Annotated in this window: 14 protein-coding genes; 3 read left to right on the forward strand and 11 right to left on the reverse strand. The window is 38.6% G+C overall.

What is annotated here, in order from left to right; all coding sequences use genetic code 11:
• Window positions 1-20: 20 nt before the first annotated feature.
• The 6 genes from AC1TO5_RS02385 to AC1TO5_RS02410 form a co-directional block, all read right to left on the reverse strand.
• Window positions 21-401: an Asp23/Gls24 family envelope stress response protein gene (locus AC1TO5_RS02385; RefSeq protein ID WP_482061183.1), complete on the reverse strand. Its 381-nt coding sequence runs from the start codon at window positions 399-401 to the stop codon at window positions 21-23.
• Window positions 402-501: 100 nt separating this feature from the next.
• Complete coding sequence (locus AC1TO5_RS02390; RefSeq protein WP_482061184.1) at window positions 502-798, reverse strand: Fpa/YlaN family protein; 297 nt, start codon at window positions 796-798, stop codon at window positions 502-504.
• Window positions 799-934: 136 nt separating this feature from the next.
• Window positions 935-1,177 (reverse strand): HPr family phosphocarrier protein, encoded by a 243-nt coding sequence (locus AC1TO5_RS02395; protein ID WP_482061185.1) that lies wholly within the window; start codon window positions 1,175-1,177, stop codon window positions 935-937.
• Between the two features lie 100 nt (window positions 1,178-1,277).
• Window positions 1,278-2,402: an aminopeptidase gene (locus AC1TO5_RS02400; protein WP_482061186.1), complete on the reverse strand. Its 1,125-nt coding sequence runs from the start codon at window positions 2,400-2,402 to the stop codon at window positions 1,278-1,280.
• Window positions 2,403-2,628: 226 nt separating this feature from the next.
• Entirely contained in the window at window positions 2,629-3,345 is a 717-nt protein-coding gene (locus AC1TO5_RS02405) for a hypothetical protein (protein ID WP_482061187.1), read from the reverse strand.
• Window positions 3,346-3,502: 157 nt separating this feature from the next.
• On the reverse strand, window positions 3,503-5,401 hold the full coding sequence (locus AC1TO5_RS02410) for a sensor domain-containing diguanylate cyclase (protein ID WP_482061188.1): 1,899 nt from the start codon (window positions 5,399-5,401) through the stop codon (window positions 3,503-3,505).
• 375 nt (window positions 5,402-5,776) lie between these two features.
• On the opposite strand from AC1TO5_RS02410, the gene rpsD reads away from it, so the two are divergent.
• The gene (rpsD, locus tag AC1TO5_RS02415; protein ID WP_482061189.1) at window positions 5,777-6,376 is read left to right on the forward strand and encodes a 30S ribosomal protein S4; all 600 of its coding nucleotides are present in this window, start codon (window positions 5,777-5,779) and stop codon (window positions 6,374-6,376) included.
• 342 nt (window positions 6,377-6,718) lie between these two features.
• Here the strand turns inward: rpsD and AC1TO5_RS02420 are convergent, their stop codons facing one another.
• From AC1TO5_RS02420 to AC1TO5_RS02430, 3 genes are read right to left on the reverse strand one after another with little or no spacing between them, the layout of a single operon-like run.
• Window positions 6,719-7,288: a manganese catalase family protein gene (locus AC1TO5_RS02420; protein WP_482061190.1), complete on the reverse strand. Its 570-nt coding sequence runs from the start codon at window positions 7,286-7,288 to the stop codon at window positions 6,719-6,721.
• A gap of 23 nt (window positions 7,289-7,311) precedes the next feature.
• On the reverse strand, window positions 7,312-7,575 hold the full coding sequence (locus AC1TO5_RS02425) for a spore coat protein CotJB (protein WP_482061191.1): 264 nt from the start codon (window positions 7,573-7,575) through the stop codon (window positions 7,312-7,314).
• Window positions 7,572-7,793 (reverse strand): spore coat associated protein CotJA, encoded by a 222-nt coding sequence (locus AC1TO5_RS02430; RefSeq protein ID WP_482061192.1) that lies wholly within the window; start codon window positions 7,791-7,793, stop codon window positions 7,572-7,574. Before AC1TO5_RS02430 ends, AC1TO5_RS02425 begins: the two co-directional genes overlap by 4 nt.
• A gap of 243 nt (window positions 7,794-8,036) precedes the next feature.
• Between AC1TO5_RS02430 and AC1TO5_RS02435 the strand changes: the two genes are divergently transcribed.
• A complete protein-coding gene (locus AC1TO5_RS02435; protein ID WP_482061193.1) occupies window positions 8,037-8,702 on the forward strand; it encodes a hypothetical protein in 666 nt (221 codons plus the stop codon).
• 176 nt (window positions 8,703-8,878) lie between these two features.
• Here the strand turns inward: AC1TO5_RS02435 and AC1TO5_RS02440 are convergent, their stop codons facing one another.
• On the reverse strand, window positions 8,879-10,411 hold the full coding sequence (locus AC1TO5_RS02440) for a flotillin family protein (protein ID WP_482061194.1): 1,533 nt from the start codon (window positions 10,409-10,411) through the stop codon (window positions 8,879-8,881).
• A gap of 130 nt (window positions 10,412-10,541) precedes the next feature.
• Complete coding sequence (locus tag AC1TO5_RS02445; protein WP_482061195.1) at window positions 10,542-11,069, reverse strand: NfeD family membrane protein; 528 nt, start codon at window positions 11,067-11,069, stop codon at window positions 10,542-10,544.
• Between the two features lie 240 nt (window positions 11,070-11,309).
• On the opposite strand from AC1TO5_RS02445, the gene AC1TO5_RS02450 reads away from it, so the two are divergent.
• Window positions 11,310-14,396, forward strand: a complete 3,087-nt coding sequence (locus AC1TO5_RS02450) for a transglycosylase domain-containing protein (RefSeq protein ID WP_482061196.1) — start codon at window positions 11,310-11,312, stop codon at window positions 14,394-14,396.
• The last annotated feature ends 59 nt before the right edge of the window (window positions 14,397-14,455 follow it).

The following is a 14,455-nucleotide window of genomic DNA, read 5'->3' on the forward strand; positions in this document are numbered from 1 at the left end:
GCAGTCGTTTTTTTCATCTATTATTTCAAACGCATAATTACTTCTTCTTGTTCTTCCTCTTTGAAGGCTACGCCTTCAACTTTGACATTCACTTCAACAACTTGAAGTCCTGTCATATTAGAAACCGCTTCTCGAACATTCAGCTGCAGTTGACGACTTACCTCTTGAATAGGAATGCCATAATGAACAATAATACGCAAATCAATGGCCGCTTCTAGCTGCCCCACTTCTACACTTACGCCCTTTTGAACATTCTTACCACTAAGACGTTTCGCAAGGCCTTCAGAGATCCCACCAGACATCGCTGCGATTCCAGGAGTCTCCAGCGCCGCAAGTCCCGCTATTGTAGCTACTACATCATCAGAAATACGAATTACACCAGTTTGAAGTTCTTCGGTCATGTCATTCACTCCTCAATATGCCATATATGTACATTGTAAAGGAAATACATCTCTTTATCAAGGCAATTCATTTGAAAAAAAGATATAAAAAAGACAATCTCTACAGAGATTGTCCCTTCTGATCTAATGCCTCATATAATACCGCCAAATTGCGTTCAAGTCGGCTTAATATGTTTTTACCATCCATATTATTAACTAAGCCAATACGAACTGCAAAGTCAACTTCACGAGAGAAGCCATACATTTGAGTGTCAAGCACTTCTTCATATAATGGACACTGACGGGTAGTAAGATTCGCCATCTGAACTTCTATTAGCTTTTCTATTTTAGCTGCATCTTCTTGCAGAAGACGTAGTGCTCGTTCATTTAAAAATTCAGTATTCTCTAGTGCAGACATTGAATCCCTCCTTCACTGCTTATCGAACAACTTATACTCTCTTTATATTAGTCGAAAATCAATTATAGTACAAGGATAAAGTCATTTTATATAAAAAAAACACCTCTTCATCTGAAGAAGTGCTTTTCCCGTTTTATTACTCTGAAATAATTTTTACATTCAAGCTATGTTTTGCAAACACTTCTGCCATAGCTGCTTTTGCTTCAGTTGCATCAGGACCATGAACATGTAGTTCATATGCGTGACCACCAACTAAAGTTGTAAATAGACCTAAAATGCTTTTAACATCGATATATTTGCTATCTGCTTGTAGTACGATTGAAGATGTAAATTTACCTGCTGCTTGAGAAATTTCGACAATTGCTGCGTTATTAGACATGGGAGATCCCTCCATATTATTAATAAGGTTTTTCAGTTATAATCATACCTTGAAAAACAATTTCATTCAAGTAGTTTCCATAATAAATCAAATGAACTTATTATGAAATTAATTGTTTCGCATTTAATGCCAGTAAATCATCTACAACGAATTGTCCATCTTTCCTAATCAACTCACCGTCAAAGTAGATTTCTCCACCACCGTATTCTGGTCGTTGGATCAATACAAGATCCCAATGTATAGAACTATTATTGTTCCCATTATTACATTCTTCATAACATTGTCCAGGTGTGAAATGTAAGCTTCCCGCAATCTTCTCATCGAACAAAATATCATTCATTGGATTCAAAATATATGGGTTAAATCCGATTGCAAATTCTCCGATATAACGCGCATCCTCATCTGAATCAAGTATTTCATTCAGCTTAACTGTCTGATCACCCGCTTCTGCTTCAACGATTTTCCCATTTTCAAAAGTTAGTTTAATATTTTGGAATGTTGTCCCTGAGTATACGGTCGGCGTATTATAATGTATTGTCCCTTGCACTGAATCTCTAACTGGTGCAGAGAACACCTCTCCATCAGGTATATTTCGATGTCCGGAACACTTTTTCGCGCCAATATCTTTGATAGAAAATGTAAGATCAGTGCCTGGTGATACGATCCGTACTTGATCAGCAGTTTTCATCCGCTCGAATAACGGCTCCATCGCTTGTTCCATTTTAGCATAATCAAGATTACATACATTGAAATAGAAATCTTCAAACGCTTCTGTACTCATTTGCGCCAATTGTGCCATCGAGGCGTTTGGATACCTTAATATGACCCATTTCGTTTTCTTAACTCGCTGTTCCATATGTACCTTTGTTCGATGAATTTGTTCATACCATTGCATCTTTTCAGCGGGTACATCTTGAAGTTCATTGACATTATTCCCTGCACGAATGCCAATATATCCATCCATTTTTTTCATACGAGCTAGATCAAGCTCTGACCAAAGTGTTATTTGTTCTTCCGATGCATGCTGTAATAGCGTACGCAAAATAGACCGATCGCTTAGTTCAACAAATGGACGCCCGCCACAAGCTGCTACCTCTTCAATTAAACATTTCACAAGTTCAGTCTCTTCACCAATCATTTCTATCAAAATATTTTCGCCTTGCTGCACATTAATCGAATATTGCACCAAGTTTTGCGCAAGACGTTTCAGTCTTGGATCTCGCATAGAAAAAACCTCCTAAAACTTTTTATTAATTACTAATAACTTTACATTGACTACTTGAGTAACTTTTTGTGAAGAATGAAAAGTTACTTCGGAAGCATCTGCTTACACTTCTTACAAATAAAAAGTAACTTCGTAAGCATATATGAACTTTTCAGCTACTACAATATAACTAATTTCAACTATTACTTTATCATTTTAGCAGTTTTTCGCAGTAATGGTGTTAATGTTATTCGGCATATGCTCCATTCAAATCAAATTTTATTATCGTTTTGCGATATTCATGGAGTACTGATCCATTTTTTTGGTATTGCAAATCTACATACTCCTCCATCTTTACCGGCTTTGCTTTCAACTTATCAATCGTTATCGCATACTTCATACTTACGTTCAGCTCCTTCAGCATTTCATCAAGCGTAGCCTGAGCAGCACGAGCCTCCGCTTGCACAAGCTTCACACTAGCGCTACCCTCTTCTGCTGCCCCAATGGCTCGCAGGGTGACATTAGATAGCTCCTGTCGCAATTGTTCGCGCAAACGGGCTGTAGCTGCCGCTTCATCTGCTACGACATGAAGTACAACGATACTTTGTTGTTGATCCTGGACCAAACCTTCATATACAATTTCAACATCGTTATAGTTCGATGCAATGAAATCGAAGTCATTAATCGGATTACGAACAAGACTATTACTTTGCTCCACATATAGTGCAATTTGTTTATGTCCTTGTATTTCTCCTTCAAATGCGTACGGCGTTAACGCAACCCCATCTGTAAAACCCATCGCAACTGACCCATCAAAACGGAAATCGTCTTCTGCCGTAATTCCCGCATGTACAAGCTTTAGCCACTCATCCCCAGATCTATTACTAGAGAGAACGCTACATCCTTGTAATATTGCTGCACAGAGTATTATCTTTGCACTCATACGCCAATTGAACCCGCTCATCTACTTCCCATCCTTTCTTCTAAGCTACTTTATTAGAGTAACTCTTTCCCTCCATTCTTATTCGAGAGTAAAAACCAAAAAGTGGCTGAATGTGGACTGCATATTGCAGTTCACATTCAGCCACTCCATAAATTCAGCGTAATTAAGATGACCTTTGCTATCCAATATTAATCCGGTTTCTACCGTTCTTCTTCGACTCATACAATGCCATATCCGCACGATAAAATAGTGATTCAACACTGATCTTATCTTGACCTGCTTCCCACTCTGAAATCCCGCATGATACAGTAACTTTCGGATCCGTTTCATTTTCTACTCTCATTCTTATTCGCTCGGCAATTTGAATCGCGCGCGAGGCATGAACATTAGGCAAATAGATTGCTAACTCTTCCCCACCCCATCTTGCCGCGATATCGCCATTTCGAATAGATGAACGAATAATGGCACTTACTTGAATAAGAATACGATCCCCGACTTGGTGACCATACGTATCATTGACATTTTTGAAAAAATCTATATCTACAAGTATCAATGAGCCTTGTGTGTCTGAACGTTGTCGAAGCTGAATTTGTTCATTCAAATAATGACGTGCATGTAAATTTGTTAAATTGTCAGTAATGATCATTTTACGCATTTCCGCATGTAATGACGCATTCGTTACAGCTAAACCAATATGAGAGCTCATAACTTGAAGTAATTTGTAGTTATCATAAGAGAAATGATTAGCCCCTTGATGCGTAACAAGAATAACTCCCTCAACTTCACCTTCGACAAAAATCGGTGCTGCAATCAAAGAGCGAGAACTTGTATCATCCATCAATTCTGAGGATGCAGGCTGCAGATTCCAATAATCCGAAATGATTAAAGCTTCTCTCGTACGATGTACAATACCTGTGAATCCATAATTAACAGAATAGGTCTTTCCTACTAATACTTCATGGTTACTTGCTTTCACCTTGAACATATCGCTCTTACGGTCAATTTGTAATACACAGCAGTAATCCGCTCCAAATATTTTCATCAACTCTGATGTTGCAAATTGGAATATTTCTTTGGAACGTAATGATTGATTCAAACGCTTTGTCATATCATTAATGATCTTCAATTCATTAATAAGCAAATTAGATTGCTCATATAACTTTGCATTCTCAAATGCTGAACCAGCAGTATCTGCAATTAACATAAATGCTGGCAAATCAGATTCATCCCAATGAAAATCTTTGATTTCAATACAAAGCACACCATATGCAGCCTGCTTACCATTCATTGGAATCGCTAATTTGATATATCCATCTTGCTCTCGGTCGATGCAACATCTGCCTTCCAAAAATGCTTCCGTCACAATATCATTCGCAGAGTTGCGGAATTCAAGTGGACGAATACGAGCATCACCTTCTAAGTGATCTTGCGAAAGATACAAATAAATTTCGGAATCTTGATAAAGATCCTCAAGACTAGACAGCACCTCACGAACGACGCTTTCAGCACTTATCTGGTCATACAGTCGCTTCGAAATTAGAAATAATCGCTCACGATGACTAGCTTCTTTGTCGATTAATGTTTTCTGTATCATAATTTCTTTCACAAATACACTTTCAAAAACACGATAAAAATGCGTTCGAAAATGCTTCATATATGCTTCAAGTGAAATATCGGTAATCGCTTGCTCCACTTTCGTTGCATATACAAATGCTGCAAAAGCAACAGAATCTCTACGACGTTTAATGAGTATTGCGCTATATTGAATGTTCTCATAGTTGAATTGAATAAATTGACCTTGCTTCAAACACAATTCTGCTGCACGACTCATTTGAGTATCTAATTGCAGCACGCTCACGGGCAACGATAACTCCGAATGATTACCAAAACAACGTCCCGCCTTAGTATACAATCTAAATATTCCCGACAGGCATAATTTCATATCCCCAGCATCAGCGTACCAAGAATTATAACTTTCCGTTAATAGTTCTGGAAGATACGGTTCATCAGCATCATGGAAATCTTCATCTGTAAACCAAATGGTTGGTTTATTTAATTCAATAGTTCCGTCCATCATTACATACCCAACCCTTTCCTTCAAATTCCTAAGGAGATGAGCTTTCTCTTCCTTATTATACTCTATTCTTAAGGATTTTGCACTAACAACCTTTATCATATTAGGACTTTAGACACTTATAGATTAAAGTCCATAAAAACATTTAATTGTGTTATTTTGTTTCATTTCTTGACTTTTGACATTAAAACTTTATAATATTAATGATGGTATTAAGGGCGTACGGTTTTGTGTCACCCTCAGGATATGTAAGGACTGTCAAGCCTGCGGCTGATGTGCGGGGCAGTGTAAGAATGAATTCTTACTTTATAACCTTCTTATCCGCGAAACACAACCCCATCCTCAATAATTTCATTTGATGAAGGAGTTAATAAACATATGTCACGTTATACTGGTCCTAAATTTAAACTAAGCCGTCGCCTTGGAATTTCTCTAAGCGGTACAGGTAAAGACTTGAAAAGAGCTTTCCCTCCAGGCCAACACGGCCCTAACTCTCGTCGCAAGATCAGTGGTTATGGTCTACAACTTATGGAAAAACAAAAGCTTCGCCATATGTATGGTTTGAGCGAAAAGCAATTCCACAATCTTTATGTTAAAGCTACGAAAATGAAAGGTATCGCTGGTGATAACTTCATCGTGCTTCTTGAAAGCCGCCTAGATAACCTTGTTTACCGTCTAGCTTTTGCTAACACTCGTGCTGGTGCTCGTCAGCTTGTTGCTCACGGTCACATCACAGTAAACGGTAAAAAAGTTGACATCGCATCATATGCAGTTTCTGTTGGTGATGTAATTGGTCTTCGTGAGCGTAGCCGCAGCATGAAGTCACTTAAGGAAGCTATTGAATCTCGTGTACACCTTCCTGGTTACGTTGAGTTCAACGAACAAGCAGTTGAGGGTAAATACACTCGTCTTGCTGAGCGTGCTGAGCTTTCTCAAGAAATCGACTTGCAACAAATCGTTGAGTTCTACAGCCGTTAATAACTTTTCGGCGTAGGAAACAGTGTTAAAAGCCCAAGAGCCCGTAGTATCAAGGCTCTTGGGCTTTTTTTATTTTATTCAAAAACGCAAGATAATGCATTAAACTGCACCCAATTGGGGCTAATTGGGGACTGCTATAAATTGAGTGGGTAGACGCTTTTGGAGGAAAATTATTACTTGTTAAGAACGATTAACTGATGTACTCTTTTAATTAGTATTGTCAGATTAATAATGTATGTACGACGATTCATCATACTTTCTAAACAAAGATGACTTCCCCAACCACAATAAAAGTCCACTCTGACATTATATTAGAGTGGATTTTTTCATTATGTTTCTACATTAAAATATCTTTTGTTGATCACGATCTGATTTTACGATTTCAACAGCCTCGCGAAAACGCTGAGAGTGAACGACTTCACGCTCCCTCAAAAATTTTAAGCTGTCCTGTAAATCAACATCATCCGTCATATCGATTAACCATTGATAAGTCGCTCTAGCTTTTTCCTCAGCAGCTATATCCTCATATAAATCTGCGATTGGATCTCCTTTAGCTTGTATATAGGAAGCAGTCCAAGGTACTCCTGATGCATTCTGATAAAATAATGCATGGTCATGTGCTGCATAATGGGCACCCAGACCAGCAGCTTTCATCTGATCTGGAGTTGCATCCTTCGTTAATTTGTATATCATCGTAGCTATCATTTCAAGATGAGCAAACTCTTCTGTTCCAATATCGGTAAGCAAACCAATTACTTTGGTAGGTATAGTATATCGTTGATTTAAGTAGCGAAGTGCAGCAGCTAATTCACCATCAGCACCACCATATTGCTCCATTAAATACTTAGCCATCATTGGATCGCATTTGCTGACTCTGACAGGATATTGTAGTTTCTTTTCATACACCCACATTAATATTGTCCCCTTTCAGAAGGTTAAACTTGCCAAGGCCAAGGAGTATTTGCCCATTCCCATGTATCAGGTGAGAGGCTATGCCCAAATTGCATCAGTGGACCGTACCTTGATTCGAATAATGTAACTATATTCTTTCGCTCATTCGCATAATGGTTAAATTGATGGATGGCATCAACATCTTCCGGATGGGTGTCAAGATAAAGGGTTAGTTCTACTAAGACAAAGTCTATCGCTTGCAAATTGTGAAGAATTTGATAATACTGATCATCTATTACAACATTCATACATCAGCCCCCTCCCAACCCTTTGGATCATAGGGGCTAAATAAAGCCGGCCATAATGTTCCATATCTTAGAGCATCGTAGGGATTAAATTGTGGTAAATTAGGCGGTTGAAATCCCATAAATAAATTTGGGGGTGTACTATAGCATTTGACTGTTACAGGGGGACAAGGGTCAAATGGTCCTATAAATGGTTTGAAGCAATTGTACTGAGGATGCAAAATAATTACCTCGCTCTCTATACCTTTTTGATACTATATGCAAAGAATGCTTGGCATACATCTTTGTTTCTTAAATATAATAAGTAGGATATAAATTGAAATTAAGGGAAGAAGACTTAAGGCTCTTTAATTTCTTTAGCATCTCGTTTAGTTTGCTAGGTATGTTTTTTTATGTTTAATTGGACAATTATATACAAGTGGTTAGAAATAACTTCTATAATTAAAAGCTGAGGTGCTGATATAATGAATATTAATTCAAAGAAAGCTAGTCTCTTTATAACATCAACAATTATTATCGCAGCTTTACTAGTAGCCATCATCTACTCTATACCATCTAAACCAAATAACGACTTTCTTAGTATCGAGGAAATTACTGAATTAAGGAATGAATATCCAACCTACAATAATAGTCCAGCTTTAGTTTCATCAAAACCCTTGTCATTTCAAGAGGCGATGGAGGGTATGGACTCCGTTATCATTGCTCAAGTAGAAGAACAACTTCCTAATTATGAAATTACCCTTCTTGTAACAAGTGAAGCAGAGGAAGCTATAAAAAAGAAAAACGGTTACGATCAAAAAGAACAATTTGTACAATATAAGTTATCCGTCGATAAAGTTATTGCAGGCGACGCTGTTGATCGTGAGATTATATTAGCTCATAACACCCTTTTAATTGGCTCAGAACCAGAATTAAAACCAGGTATGAAATTAATTCTCGGAGTAGTTAAAGGCGTGGGTAGTCATGAAGGGAAATATTTTTACGCTAAATCGGGTACTTATTATATCGTCAACGACTCATATGTCCTTTCAACATTTGATGACGAAACTTCTAAAATAATGTCTGGCGGAACCTTAGATCAGTTGATCGCAATAATTAAAACATACAGAAAAAATTCGTCTCAAAATTAACAATACTCGGCTTTAAGAAATCGTATAACTAAGCCCCTCCTCACAACGAGATCAACTAGATATGACAAAAGGCATGGGGAACACTTACATTCCATATGCCTTTTGTCAACAATCAAAAAGGACTGCATTTCGATGCAGTCCTTTTTATTGTACTTATTCAGTTATTAGTCAATCGATTACAAGTTTGAGTCACTTTCGTTAACTTTATTTTCGTTGTTAACGACTGCAGCAAGTGTCTGCTCGATGATATTTGGTTGCTTCTTGTCTCCAGAAACAAATTTTTGAATAAGCTCATTCACATTAACACCTGTTACATTTTCAAGCATTTCTGGTGCTGTCGCCATTAACGAAGTAACATAATTACTTAAGCGCGCTGCTCCTTCACCATTTCCTGTATCTACGACCGATAGTTTATCGATTGCACCAATTGGTTCCGCGATTTTCCCTGCCAATTCAGGAAGCATTTTCATTACAAGATCTAATACAGCCGCTTCGCCAAATTTTTCGAAAGCCAACGCTAATTTTTCCTTCGCTTCCGCTTCCGCTAATCCTTTCAGACGGATAACTTCTGCTATTGCAGTACCTTGAGCGCGTTCAACATCAGCAATCGCAATACCTTTCAATCGTACTTGTTCAGCATTCGCTCTCGCTTCAGCCTCAATACGATATTGAATCGCATCTGCTTCTTTCAATTGCTTCACTTTATTCGCTTCAGCAGCCTGCTCAACAGCATAACGATCAGCATCTGCTTTCTTCTTCACTTCAGCATCAAATTGCTTCTCACGTCTAAGTATTTCTTTTCCTTCTAGATCGATCTCACGTTCCTTACGAACCAATTCAACACGCATCTGTTCTTCTACTACAGTCTGCTTCGCTTTTGCTTCTTGAATCGCATACGCTTGATCCGCTTCGGCTTTCGCTGTATCTTGATCCTTTTTAAAGGAAGCAATTTTCATTTCTTTATCACGCTCTGCTTCAGAAATATTTGTATCTTTCATAAGTTCAGCTTTTTGTGCTGCTTCCGTTGCAAGTGCCTTTTTAATCGTAGCATCACGTGCTGCTTCCGCTTCTGCTATTTCCGCATCACGCTTAACTGCCGCAATTCTTGGCTTACCAAGTGCATCTAAATATCCATGCTTATCGCGTACATCTTTAATTGTAAATGAAACAATAACTAGACCCATTTTTTTCAAATCACGTGCAGCGACACCTTGTACTTCTTGAGCGAATTTATCACGATTACGATAAATCTCTTCAACAGTCATCATCCCAAGAATGGCACGCAAGTGACCTTCCAATACTTCTTGCGCTTCACCTTTTAAAGCTTCAGTAGGCTTGCCTAGAAACTGTTCCGCAGCTGTCGCAATATCTTCCACAGCGCCGCCAATTTTAATTATAGCTACACCATTCGAGAATACCGGTACCCCTTGTGCGGAATAAACTTCTGGTGTTGCAATATCTAATTTATGAGACAAAAGAGATAAAAATTGTGCCTGTTGAAATATTGGCAAAATAAATGCTCCGCCACCACGAATAATTTTCACCTTACGACCTGATTCATCAACCAATGTATTACGTGTGCCTAGAAATGATCCGGTAATTAACATCGCCTCATCAGGGCTAACCGTTTTGTATCTTGCCCAAAAAGCTATACCAATAATTACAATAATTCCAACTACAATTGCAGGGATTATATACATTTCGTTCATTCAATATTACCTCCTAAACTTTTTGTCGCTACTCGATTGACTTCTACTTGTTAAAAAAGTCATATCGGAAGCATGAGCCAATTTTTATTAACTATTTGGAAATAAAATTACTTGGAAGCATCACATAACATTACAAATGAATTTCTGCCACATACAGTATACCGTCATGGACTTCTACAACGACGACTTGACTGTTACCTGCAATAGACTGCTTATTATAGCTAGCTGCGATATGACTCGTAATACCTGCGATCGTCTTCACGATCACTTCTCCGAATCCTTCTACTGGAACAGGAGTAGTTACAAGAGCTTCCTTACCTACTAATTCGTTGATTGAATAGCTTGTTGACATTTCAGCTTGTTCCATTGGCTTCACATATACAAAGTATAAGGAAACTATACCAATGATTCCGATGCCTATCGATATTAATACGACCAATACTGTTACCAAATCCGTGTAATGTGCTAGTAAGATTCCGGCTCCACCAAAAATAGCTAACCCTCCGACTAGAGTGATCGGCTGAATAAATGGTAGGTTGTCAAATTGCAGCCATTCCAGCGTAGCATCAACTGCTCCCGCAAGAATATCTCCAAATATAACGACAACAATGGTATACAAAATACCGAATATGAGACATCCCCAATATAAGTTTTCCATTCCCCTCCTCCTTTACTTATACTATCCATCCACTTTATATTACATGATTACAATCAGTAATACATCATTTTCCAATATTGGTTTCATTTTTATTACAAATATGTATATCGATTCATCGTAAGGATTAACTATTCTATTATTAAATACAACATTCGACAGTAGCTTCTGCGCGAAAAATATACTTATCTAACACTTTTATGGTATAATATTTCCGTTATGCTAGAGGAGGAATGTGAAAATATGCATGAGGAACAACAATCACAGCCACTTCCTTATGGAAAATGGCGTTGGTTTGTACTTATTAGTTTCTTAACATTAAAATGGATTCTATTATTCGTCATATTTGGCGGTTTATTAGCAGGCGGTGTTGTTGCAGGCTATGTTGCAGCCAATGTGAAGGGTGAAGATATAAGATCACAATCTTATATTCAAAGCAAAGTTGCTGAGTATTCTATGACAGGTTATGTATATTTCAATGATGAAACACTTGTCGGTCAGTTACGGACAGATGAAGATCGCATCGTAATTACATATGATGACATCCCTCAAATCGCAATTGATGCATTAGTAGCGACTGAAGACAGTCATTTCTTTACACATCCAGGAATAGATGCATGGGGCCTTGGTCGTGCCGTCAAAGAAAAACTGTTTAATGAGGACAATCAAACTGGTGGGAGCACACTGACACAGCAGCTTGCCAGGCGGGTATTCCTTAATTTGGATCGTACAGATAGTAGAAAAATCAAAGAAATTTTCCTTTCCCTGCGGATGGAAAGATATTTGGGCAAAAAAGAAATTATTACAGCTTATTTGAATAAAATGCCTTTCGGTAATGGTTCTAACGGTTATCAAGTATTTGGTATTCAAGCAGCTGCTAAAGGGATTTTTGGCATTGAAGATTTGAGCACGCTTAATATTGCTCAAGCTGCTTATCTCGCAGGCTTACCACAATTACCATCAACGTATACTGCCTTTACTGGCTCTGGGCAACATAATGAAAAAGGTATTGCCAATGCCATTAAGCGTCAACACGTAGTATTAAGTCGTATGCTTGAAACCGGGAAAATTGATGAAGTCCAATATAAGTCAGCACTTGCATTCGATATTCGAGCTTCGATTGCTGAGCCAACTGAGAAAGCTTACAATACGTATCCATTCCTTATGTTAGAGGCTGAGCGTGAAGCTGCAAAAGTATTACTATTACAAAAGAATAAAGAGCTAACAGCTGCAGATTTGAATTTACCCGAAAATGCTAATTTAATTGAAGATGCCCGTGAAGAACTACTTCGTGGTGGCTATCATGTTCATACGACGATCAACAAAGAAATATACGATATTATGCGAGAAATTGGTAGCAACCCTGACAACTTTACTGCTGATAGTACAGAAAAAGGTGTAGAGCAGACTGGTGCAATTCTAATCGATCATACAACAGGTGCTATATTAGGAATGATTGAAGGTCGTGACTTCTATCAAGAACAGCTTAATCACGCCACTCAAATGATTCGTCAACCTGGTTCTACAATGAAAACAATAGCAGCCTACTTACCTGCTATTGATAAAGGATTAATTCAACCAGCAAGTATTATTGATGATGCACCGTTAATTTTGAAAGATGGTCAAAAGGGATTCCATATTCCAATGAACGCTAATCGTAGATTCGCTGGACTAGTGACTGCACGAACTGCACTTAATCGATCATTGAATATTCCAGCACTAAAAATTTATAATGAAGTGTTGACTATACCTGTTGCACTTGATTTCGTTAAAGAATTGGGTATTACTACGATTTCCGAAAGTGATTACTCCGCAAAAACTGGTGTAATTGGCGGTCTGCTTAACGGAACAACAGTAGAAGAACTTACGAATGCCTACGGTGCGATACCTAATAAAGGGGTATTCCATGATGCGTTCATGATCGCAAAAATTACAAATACAGATGGAAAAATTGTCTATGAGCATCAGGATACACCGAAGCGTGTCGTTTCCGAGCAAAGTGCATTTTTGATGGCTGATATGCTAAGAACGACTATTGCTGACGGTTCAGGAACCGCACATGCGCTTACTAGCCAATTGAAAGGTTATCGCGATATTCAATTCGGTGGTAAAACGGGATCCACACAAAGCTATGGTGATGTTTGGTTTGTTGGTTTCTCACCAGACGTTACATTAGGAGTATGGGCTGGGTACGAGAAGCCCACTCATACATTAACGACAGCAGGTCGTACAAGGGCTCGCTCACTTTGGGCACTTATTATGAATCAATTAACAGAGCAGCAACCACAATTATTCGAAAACAAAAAATTTGTTCAACCTGATAATCTTGTAAAAGCGACGGTATCTTCAACGAGCGGTTTGCTCCCATCTGCGCTTAACAAGCAAGGAGGACTTGTCGTTACGGATTGGTTCAACAAACCGTTCATTCCGAAAAAGGTTGACGATACATTAGTCAATATGAAGGTTGTTGAATATAACGGTATTAACTATGTTCCCAATAAATTGACACCAGAAGATATGTTAGCAGAAAAGCTTGTTATCATTCGTAAAATGCCTTTAGATCAACTTATGCTCGATCTAAAAGCAGCTCAAGCGAAAATAGCTGCAAGCAGTCGTCGTGATCTGTCCGTATACGTTCCTGCTGATGCTGGGCGAGACGCTCCATCGGTTACAGACCCTCGTGAAGATGATGGATCTCTACCTGATGCTCCCCCGAACGTTCGCTTGAACAACGGCGTATTGACATTCACTAACAGTAAAGCCAATGATATCGTAGGATATCGTGTATTCCGTTCCGTTAACAATGGAGAATTCGAGAAGTACGGTGACTCTATCATTTTCAGTAAAGATAGCTATTCTATGACAGTGAGTGCCAATGCTGCGGACTTCACGAGCTTTTATGTCGTGTCTGTCGATGTTGTCGGAAAGCAATCCAGTCCAAGCTTAACCGTAACATTAGGAATCGCGAATCCATTCCCTGAAATCGGTGAGGAAACGGATCTTCCAACTGATCCAACGAACCCAGATAATAACAGCGGGAATGGAGACGGTTCTACAACGATTGCACTTCCAGCCGCTCCTTCTGGATTGAGTGCCGAATACTCAGGTCTCAATCTCATTATTAGTTGGGCTCCAAGTCCGTTATCTGAACAAGTATCGCTTTATCATCTGTATTATAGTGCTGCTAACGATGGGAATTATCAATTACTTAGTTCCTCCAATGGAACTAGTATTGAACATAGCGGTGTTCAACCTGGTGGCGCATATGTCGTCACAGCTGAAAATCAAACCGGTGAGTCTTCTCAATCGATTAAACTAGTCGTGCAATAATATGTAACCAACGAAAAGGGACATCGCTCAGTCTTTAGACTGAACGATGTCCCTTTTCT

The organism is Paenibacillus sp. Y930 (assembly GCF_056786375.1).

What these genes read in the sequence shown, in the direction of transcription:
- AC1TO5_RS02390 (WP_482061184.1), bottom strand. Translation starts at nt 798, where the DNA reads ATGTCTGCACTAGAGAATACTGAATTTTTAAATGAACGAGCACTACGT.
- AC1TO5_RS02395 (WP_482061185.1), bottom strand. Translation starts at nt 1,177, where the DNA reads ATGTCTAATAACGCAGCAATTGTCGAAATTTCTCAAGCAGCAGGTAAA.
- AC1TO5_RS02445 (WP_482061195.1), bottom strand. Translation starts at nt 11,069, where the DNA reads ATGGAAAACTTATATTGGGGATGTCTCATATTCGGTATTTTGTATACC.
- AC1TO5_RS02450 (WP_482061196.1), top strand. Translation starts at nt 11,310, where the DNA reads ATGCATGAGGAACAACAATCACAGCCACTTCCTTATGGAAAATGGCGT.
- AC1TO5_RS02400 (WP_482061186.1), bottom strand. Translation starts at nt 2,402, where the DNA reads ATGCGAGATCCAAGACTGAAACGTCTTGCGCAAAACTTGGTGCAATAT.
- AC1TO5_RS02440 (WP_482061194.1), bottom strand. Translation starts at nt 10,411, where the DNA reads ATGAACGAAATGTATATAATCCCTGCAATTGTAGTTGGAATTATTGTA.
- AC1TO5_RS02425 (WP_482061191.1), bottom strand. Translation starts at nt 7,575, where the DNA reads ATGAATGTTGTAATAGATGATCAGTATTATCAAATTCTTCACAATTTG.
- AC1TO5_RS02420 (WP_482061190.1), bottom strand. Translation starts at nt 7,288, where the DNA reads ATGTGGGTGTATGAAAAGAAACTACAATATCCTGTCAGAGTCAGCAAA.
- AC1TO5_RS02385 (WP_482061183.1), bottom strand. Translation starts at nt 401, where the DNA reads ATGACCGAAGAACTTCAAACTGGTGTAATTCGTATTTCTGATGATGTA.
- AC1TO5_RS02405 (WP_482061187.1), bottom strand. Translation starts at nt 3,345, where the DNA reads ATGAGCGGGTTCAATTGGCGTATGAGTGCAAAGATAATACTCTGTGCA.
- AC1TO5_RS02410 (WP_482061188.1), bottom strand. Translation starts at nt 5,401, where the DNA reads ATGATGGACGGAACTATTGAATTAAATAAACCAACCATTTGGTTTACA.
- rpsD (WP_482061189.1), top strand. Translation starts at nt 5,777, where the DNA reads ATGTCACGTTATACTGGTCCTAAATTTAAACTAAGCCGTCGCCTTGGA.
- AC1TO5_RS02435 (WP_482061193.1), top strand. Translation starts at nt 8,037, where the DNA reads ATGAATATTAATTCAAAGAAAGCTAGTCTCTTTATAACATCAACAATT.